7 protein-coding genes and 1 pseudogene are annotated in these 6,486 nt (G+C 73.6%); 1 reads left to right on the forward strand and 7 read right to left on the reverse strand.

Annotated elements, in window-relative coordinates; genetic code table 11:
- From SSOG_RS09780 to SSOG_RS09805, 6 genes and pseudogenes are all read right to left on the reverse strand, one after another.
- The coding region (locus tag SSOG_RS09780) for a DUF1295 domain-containing protein (protein WP_009714056.1) at positions 1 to 355 on the reverse strand (355 nt) is incomplete at its 3' end.
- Positions 352 to 1,642 (reverse strand): annotated as a pseudogene (locus SSOG_RS09785) (class I SAM-dependent methyltransferase). The pseudogene SSOG_RS09785 and the gene SSOG_RS09780, both read right to left, overlap by 4 nt.
- Positions 1,639 to 2,901, reverse strand: a complete 1,263-nt coding sequence (locus SSOG_RS09790) for a class I SAM-dependent methyltransferase (RefSeq protein ID WP_009714058.1) — start codon at positions 2,899 to 2,901, stop codon at positions 1,639 to 1,641. Before SSOG_RS09790 ends, SSOG_RS09785 begins: the two are co-directional and overlap by 4 nt.
- Entirely contained in the window at positions 2,898 to 3,668 is a 771-nt protein-coding gene (locus tag SSOG_RS09795) for a DUF1365 domain-containing protein (protein ID WP_245606261.1), read from the reverse strand. Before SSOG_RS09795 ends, SSOG_RS09790 begins: the two co-directional genes overlap by 4 nt.
- Positions 3,665 to 4,939 carry an NAD(P)/FAD-dependent oxidoreductase gene (locus SSOG_RS09800; RefSeq protein WP_009714059.1) on the reverse strand — a complete coding sequence of 425 codons (1,275 nt, stop codon included), beginning with the start codon at positions 4,937 to 4,939 and terminating at the stop codon, positions 3,665 to 3,667. The genes SSOG_RS09795 and SSOG_RS09800 overlap by 4 nt, the downstream gene beginning before the upstream one ends.
- 94 nt (positions 4,940 to 5,033) lie before the next feature.
- A complete protein-coding gene (locus SSOG_RS09805; protein WP_009714060.1) occupies positions 5,034 to 5,342 on the reverse strand; it encodes a 4a-hydroxytetrahydrobiopterin dehydratase in 309 nt (102 codons plus the stop codon).
- 80 nt (positions 5,343 to 5,422) lie between these two features.
- Here SSOG_RS09805 and SSOG_RS09810 point away from each other — a divergent pair, with 80 nt between their 5' ends.
- Positions 5,423 to 6,226, forward strand: a complete 804-nt coding sequence (locus SSOG_RS09810; protein ID WP_078510275.1) for a helix-turn-helix domain-containing protein — start codon at positions 5,423 to 5,425, stop codon at positions 6,224 to 6,226.
- Here the strand turns inward: SSOG_RS09810 and SSOG_RS09815 are convergent.
- Positions 6,213 to 6,486, reverse strand: a 274-nt coding sequence (locus SSOG_RS09815) for a nuclear transport factor 2 family protein (protein WP_063631547.1), incomplete at its 5' end; no start/stop codon positions are given. The two genes, SSOG_RS09810 and SSOG_RS09815, sit on opposite strands and share 14 nt — an antisense overlap.

Below are 6,486 nucleotides of genomic sequence, written 5' to 3' on the forward strand. Positions count from 1 at the left end.
AGACGACGCGCAGGGCATAGAGGTGGCGGTTGCCGGGGGCGCGGGCGAGGAGGCGTTCGTAGCGGGGGTCTTCGCCGTGCCCGCAGCGCCGTACGCCGATGTGCACGGCGAGCCGCAGCCCCCAGACGGCGGTGAGCACGGTGGCGAGCAGCCGCCGGGTGCCGTCGCCGTGGCCGTCGGAGGCGGCGAAGGTGACGAGGGCGATGGCGGTGAAGCCGAGCCCCCACGCCACGTCGACGATGCGGTGGACGCCTTTGGCGAGGGCCACCAGGAAGGTGACCAACATGATGAGCAGAGCGGCGATGGCGCTGTACAAGAGCCCGGCGCCGAAGGGGGCCCAGGGGAAAGCGGTCATGCCACCTCCAGCGCCGGATACCACGCCGCAGGCGTGTCGGGCATGCCGCTGACGCCGCGCGCGGTGGGCCGTACGGCGAGGATCTGGTCGATGCCCATGCGGCGCTCCTCGAAGGCGAGCGCGCCACCGGCCAGGTAGAGCCGCCACATGCGGGCGGTGTGGTCGCCCGCCAGCAGCCGGAAGGCGTCCCACTGGGCCTCCAGCGCCTCGCGCCAGGCGCCGACCGTGCGGACGTAGTGCTCGCGGAGGGATTCGGAGGTGCGCACCTCCAGTCCGGCGGCCTCCAGCAGGCCGATGGTGTCGCCGAGGGGCCGCATATGGAGGTCGGGGGCGACGTAGGTTTCGATGAAGGCGCCGCCGCCGGGGGTTCCGGCGGCGCGGGACATCTGCTGGACGAGGGCGCGCCCGCCGGGCCGCAGCATGCCGTGGAGGGTGCGGGCGAGGCGCGGGTACTGGTCGTGGCCGACGTGTTCGCCCATCTCCACGCAGGCCACGGCCTCGTACTGGCCGCCCGCCAGGTCGCGGTAGTCGCTCAGGACGACCTCGACGAATTGGCCGAGGCCCAGTTCGTCGACCCGTTCGCGCAGGAAGTCGCGCTCCTCGGGCACCAGGGTGACGGCGGTGACCTGCGCCTTGTGCCGGTCGGCCGCGTACAGGGCGAGGGCGCCCCAGCCGCAGCCGATGTCCAGCAGCCGGGCGCCGGGCACCAGGGCGAGCTTGCGGCAGATGACCTCCAGCTTGTCGCGCTGCGCGTCGGCGAGGCCCGTACGAGGGGTCGTGGCTGGTCCAGTAGGCGCAGGAGTACGCCATGGAGGGGTCGAGCAGCCGCTCGTAGAACTCGCTGAGGAAGGCGTGGTGGTGGCTGATCGCGGCGCGGGAGCGGGTCCTGGAGTACGGGGCTCCGCCGAGGCGGGCGCGGCCGCCGGGGGCGGCCGGAGGGGGCCCGATGGCGCCGATCCGGGCGACCCCTGCGGCGGCCCGGGCGCGGGCCGCGAGGGTGACCCGGGGCGGGGTGGCGGAGCGCTCGCGGAGGGCGTTCCACACGGCGCGCAGCCCGTCGGTGAGGTCGCCTTCGACGTCGAGGTCGCCGCTGATGTACGCCTCGGCGAGGCCGAGTTCGCCGGGCTGCCACAGCAGCCGCCGCACGGCGCGCGGCGACCGCAGGACGACGCGCGGCGCGTCCGGCGGGCCTGCCTCGCTGCCGTCCCAGGCGCACAGCCGCACCGGGAGCGGCCCGCCGAGCAGGCGTTCGGCGATCGGGGCGAGGGTGGGGGCCGCGTCGCTCATCGGTCTGCCTCCTGGAGCAGGATCTGCTGGACGTCGAGGTAGCGGGCGCGGAAGCCCGCTTCGGAGTAGGCGAGGTAGAAGGTCCACATGCGGCGGAAGGTGGCGTCGAAGCCGAGGTCGGCCACCTGGGCGTCGCGGGCGGTGAAGCGTTCCCGCCACAGCCGCAGGGTCTGGGCGTAGTGGTCGCCGTAGCCGTCGCGGTGGGCGATGTGCAGCCGGGTGTGGCGGGCGGTGCACTGTTCGAGGGCGGTGACGGAGGGCAGGAAGCCGCCGGGGAAGATGTACTTCTGGATCCAGGTGTAGGTGTGCCGGGTGGCGAGCATCCGGTCGTGCGGCATGGTGATGGCCTGGAGGGCTATCCGGCCGCCGGGGGCGAGCAGGTCCTGGAGGGTCTGGAAGTAGCGGGGCCAGTACGCCGCCCCGACGGCCTCGATCATCTCGACGCTGATGATGGCGTCGTACTGGCCCTCCAGCTCCCGGTAGTCGCGCAGCAGCAGGGTGATGCGGTCGGTGAGCCCGTCGCGCAGGGCGCGCCGCGCGGCGAGGCGGCGCTGTTCCTCGGAGAGGGTGGCGGTGACCACGCGGGCCCCGCGCAGGGCGGCGCGCAGGGCGAGTTCGCCCCAGCCGGTGCCGATTTCCAGCAGCCGGGTGCCGGGGCCGACCCGGGCGAGGTCGAGCAGCCGGTCGATCTTGCGGTGCTGGGCGGTGGTGAGGTCGTCCCAGGCGGCGGGGAGGCGGCTGAAGAGGGCGGCCGAGTAGCTGAGGGTGGGGTCGAGGAAGAGCCCGAACAGCTCGTTGGACAGGTCGTAGTGGTGGTGGATGTGCTTGGGGGCGGCCTCCGGGGTGTTGTACTGGCCGACGGGGTGGGCCGGGGCCCAGGCGCGGCGCAGCCGCTGCGCCCAGCGGGGGACGATGCGGTCGGCGTGTTCGGCGAACACGGTGAGCACGCCCACCAGGTCCTCGGCGTCCCATTCGTGGGCGAGGTAGGACTCGCCGAAGCCGATCAGCCCGTCGTGGCCGATGCGCCGCATGAAGCCGTCGGGGTCGGCGATGTCCAGCAGCGGCCCGGTGGTGCCGCGGACGGGCGCGGTGCCGTACCGCACCCGCAGCGGCAGCCGGGCCAGGGCCCGGCGGACCAGCGCCCCCGCCAGGGTGTCGCGGGTCCGGGAGGGACCGGGCCGGTGGGCCACGGCGGGCCAGCGGGCGGCGTCGACGGCCGGGCGGTGGGCGGCGCCGGTGGCATGGTGCAGTTCGGTCACTCCAGGCCCTCCTGTACGGGGTGGCGGGGGCGCGGCTGGAGGGGCAGTCCGCGCAGGTACAGCCGGATGCCCTGGAGCCGGATGTGCCAGGTGACGGCGGCGGTGGCCCAGGGGTGGCGGAGGGCGGCGTGCAGCAGGGCGCGCGGCGTGGCGGGGCGGGCCCGGCCCCGTACGGTCGCGGTGAACGGCCGGGTGCCGTCGCGCTCCAGGTGGATCGTCAGGGCGAGCCCTTCGGCGGGGCGCGGCAGCCGCATCCGGTAGCCGCCGTCGACGGGGAAGAACGGCGAGACGTAGAAGTCCTTGTCGGTGTCCGCCCGACCCTCCTCGTCGGGGCGCAGCAGATAGCAGTGGCGTTCGCCGTAGGTGTTGTGCACCTCGGCGACGACGAGGACGACGGCCCCGGCGCGGTCGTGGCACCAGTAGAGGGTGAGCGGGTTGAAGACGTGGCCGAGGACGCGGGCGTGGCCGAGCATCAGCACCCGTCCGCCGGGCGGGGTGACGCCCTGGGCGGTGAGCCAGCGGTCGAGGGCGGCGCGGAGGGTGGGGCCGGTGCCCGCGAAGTGGTCGCGCGGGTCGAAGCGGGCGAACGGGCGCAGCGGCCGGGGCGGGCGCGGCAGCTGGTCGAGGTCGACCAGCCACAGGTAGGTGCGGTGGGTGAAGGCGTGGCGCAGCGGGCGGGTGCGGAATTGAGTGATGACGCTGTCGTAGAGGGCGGGGGTGCGGGTGACGGCGGTGTCGGGGGTGCTCACGGGGTACGGGCGGGTCACCAGCGCACCCCCAGGGCGGCGGCGGCCCGTACGCCGGAGGCGCAGCCGTCCTCGTGGAAGCCCCAGCCGTGGTAGGCCCCGGCGAAGGCGGTGACGCGGTCGTTGAGGGACAGCAGCCACTGCTGGGCGGCCACCGACTCGGGCGTGTAGACGGGGTGTTCGTACACCATGCGGGCCAGCACCCGGTCCGGGTCCACGCGGTCGCCGCCGCCCAGGGTGACGATGTGGTCGCGGGGGGCGTCGAGCCGCTGGAGGCGGTTCATGTCGTAGCTGATGAGCACCCGGCCGGAGGGGGCGGTGCAGGACGGCATCCGGTAGTTCCAGGCGGCCCGGGCCCGCCGGTTACGGGGCAGCAGGGTGGGGTCGGTGTGCAGCACGGTGTCGTTGCGGGAGTAGCGGAAGGCCCCGAGGATGTCGCGTTCCTCGTCGGTGGGGCGCTCCAGCAGCCGCAGCGCCTGGTCGGCGTGGACGGCGATCACGACGGCGTCGTACGCGGCGTGTTCACCGTCCTCGGTGACGAGGTCGACGCCGTCGGGGTGGCGGACGACGGTGCGCACGGGGGCGGAGGTGTGGAGGGCGGAGAGCTGTTTGGCGACGGCCTCGACGTAGGTGCGCGAGCCGCCGGTGACGGTTCTCCAGGGCGGGGCGCCGGTGACCGACAGCATGCCGTGGTGGTCGAGGAAGCGGAACAGGTAGTGGGCGGGGTAGCGCAGCGCGGTCTCGGCGTCGCAGGACCAGACGGCGGAGACCAGCGGGGTGACGAAGTGGGAGACGAAGTAGCGCGACCAGCCGCCGATGGTGAGGAACATGCGCAGGGTGACCGAGTCGTCCGGCACCCGGTCCAGGAACCGGCGGGCGGCCCGGTGGAAGGCCGGGACCTCGGTGAGCATGCGCAGATAGCGCACTCTGACGGCGTTGGAGGGCCGCGCGAGCAGCCCGGGCAGGCCGCGCGCCCCGGCGTACTGGAGTCCGCAGCCCTCGCACACCACGGACATGCTCATCTCGGACTCCTGGGTGGAGACGCCGAGTTCGCGGAAGAGCTTCAGCAGCTGCGGGTAGGTGCGCTCGTTGTGGACGATGAACCCGCTGTCGACCGGCCACACCCGGCCCCCGGGGGCCGTCACGTGGTGGGTGTGGGCGTGACCCCCTAACCGGTCGTCCGCCTCGTAGAGCGAAACGTCGTGCGTGCGTTGCAGTACGTACGCCGCGGTCAGTCCCGCCACTCCGCTGCCGACGACGGCGATCCGCTGCCGCTGCCGCTGCCCGCCCATGCCCGCTCCTCCGTTCGACACCGCCCTCTCATGGGGGTATTCGGAGCCGATCGGGGAGCGGTTTGGTCACGATTCCCGCGCGGGGTGCGCGGGTTCAGCCATGCGCGCCGTGGCCGGGGGCGGCGGCCTCGATGCGGCGGGCGAGCCCGAAGTCGAGTTCGGTGACCTTGCCGCCGACGCTGTGGGTGTTCACGGTGACGGTGACCTTGTTGTAGCCGAGGGTCAGATCGGAGTGGTGGCCCAGCTCGTCCTGGATCCGGGCGACCTCCGCGACCAGGCCCGCGGCCTGCGGATGCCCGTCGAAGACGTACGTACGGGAGAGCTGGTCGTCCGCGACCGACCAGCCGGGCAGCTGCGCCAGACGCTCCTCGATCTCCTCGCGGGCCAGCGGTTCGACTGCCATGGCGGTTCTCCCTTCATCCGGTGATGGCTCGGCCTTCCACCCTGCCACGGGCACCGTCGCGGTTCCGTTACCTTCGGGGCATGACAACTGTCGCGCCGCCCGGGGTGGGCGCACTGCTGCGCGCATGGCGGGACCGGCGGCGGATCAGCCAGCTGGAGCTGGCGCTGCGCGCCGACTCCTCGGCCCGCCACATCAGCTTCATCGAGACCGGCCGGTCCCGGCCGAGCCAGGAGATGGTGCTGCGCCTCGCCGACCATCTGGACGTCCCGGTGCGGGAGCGCAACGCGCTGCTGATCGCCGCCGGATACGCCCCGCACTATCCGGAGCGGTCGGTGGACGACCCGTCGATGAGCGCGCTGCGCGAGGGGATGGAGCGGCTGCTGACCGGCTACGAGCCGTATCCGGCGCTGGTGCTGGACGGGACGTACGAGGTGCTGGCGGCCAACCGGGGCATCCAGGCGCTGCTGGAGGGCGTGGCGGACCATCTGCTCACCCCGCCGGTGAACGCGATGCGGATCACCCTCCACCCGGACGGGCTCGCCCCGCGCATCCGCAACCTGAGGGAGTGGCGCGGCCATCTGCTGGACCAGATGGACCGCCAGCTCGCTCTGATGCGCTCCGCGCCGCTGCGCGAGCTGTACGACGAGGTGGCCGGCTATCCGCTGCCCGAATCGGGCGGCCGGGAGTCGGCCACCGGCGGCGGCCACGCGCCGTTCGCGCTGCCGATGATGATCGAGCACGGCGGGCGTGTGCTGTCGTTCATCTCGACGATCGCGACGTTCAACACCCCCATGGACGTGACCGTCTCCGAGCTGGCCATCGAGACGTTCCTCCCGGCCGACCCGGAGACCGCCGCCGCCCTCAAGGGCATCACGCCGCCGTAGGGACCCGGTCCAGGAAGCCGAGGACGGAGCGGATGCGGCCGTCCTCCGCGAGGGTGATCACATCGGATCCGGCGACCGGCGCGGACCCGTCGGGCGCCACCAGCTCCCAGCTGAAGCGGGCGATGGTGTGGTGCCCGTCGACGCTGCCGAGCGGGCGGAACTCGAAGCCGGGGAACTGCTCGTGCGCCCCGGCGATGACGGCGGCCAGCTGCTCGTGTCCCCGCACGTCTGCCAGCGGGTCGGTGTAGCCGCCGCCCTCC

Source organism: Streptomyces himastatinicus ATCC 53653 (genome assembly GCF_000158915.1).
Taxonomy (GTDB): domain Bacteria; phylum Actinomycetota; class Actinomycetes; order Streptomycetales; family Streptomycetaceae; genus Streptomyces; species Streptomyces himastatinicus.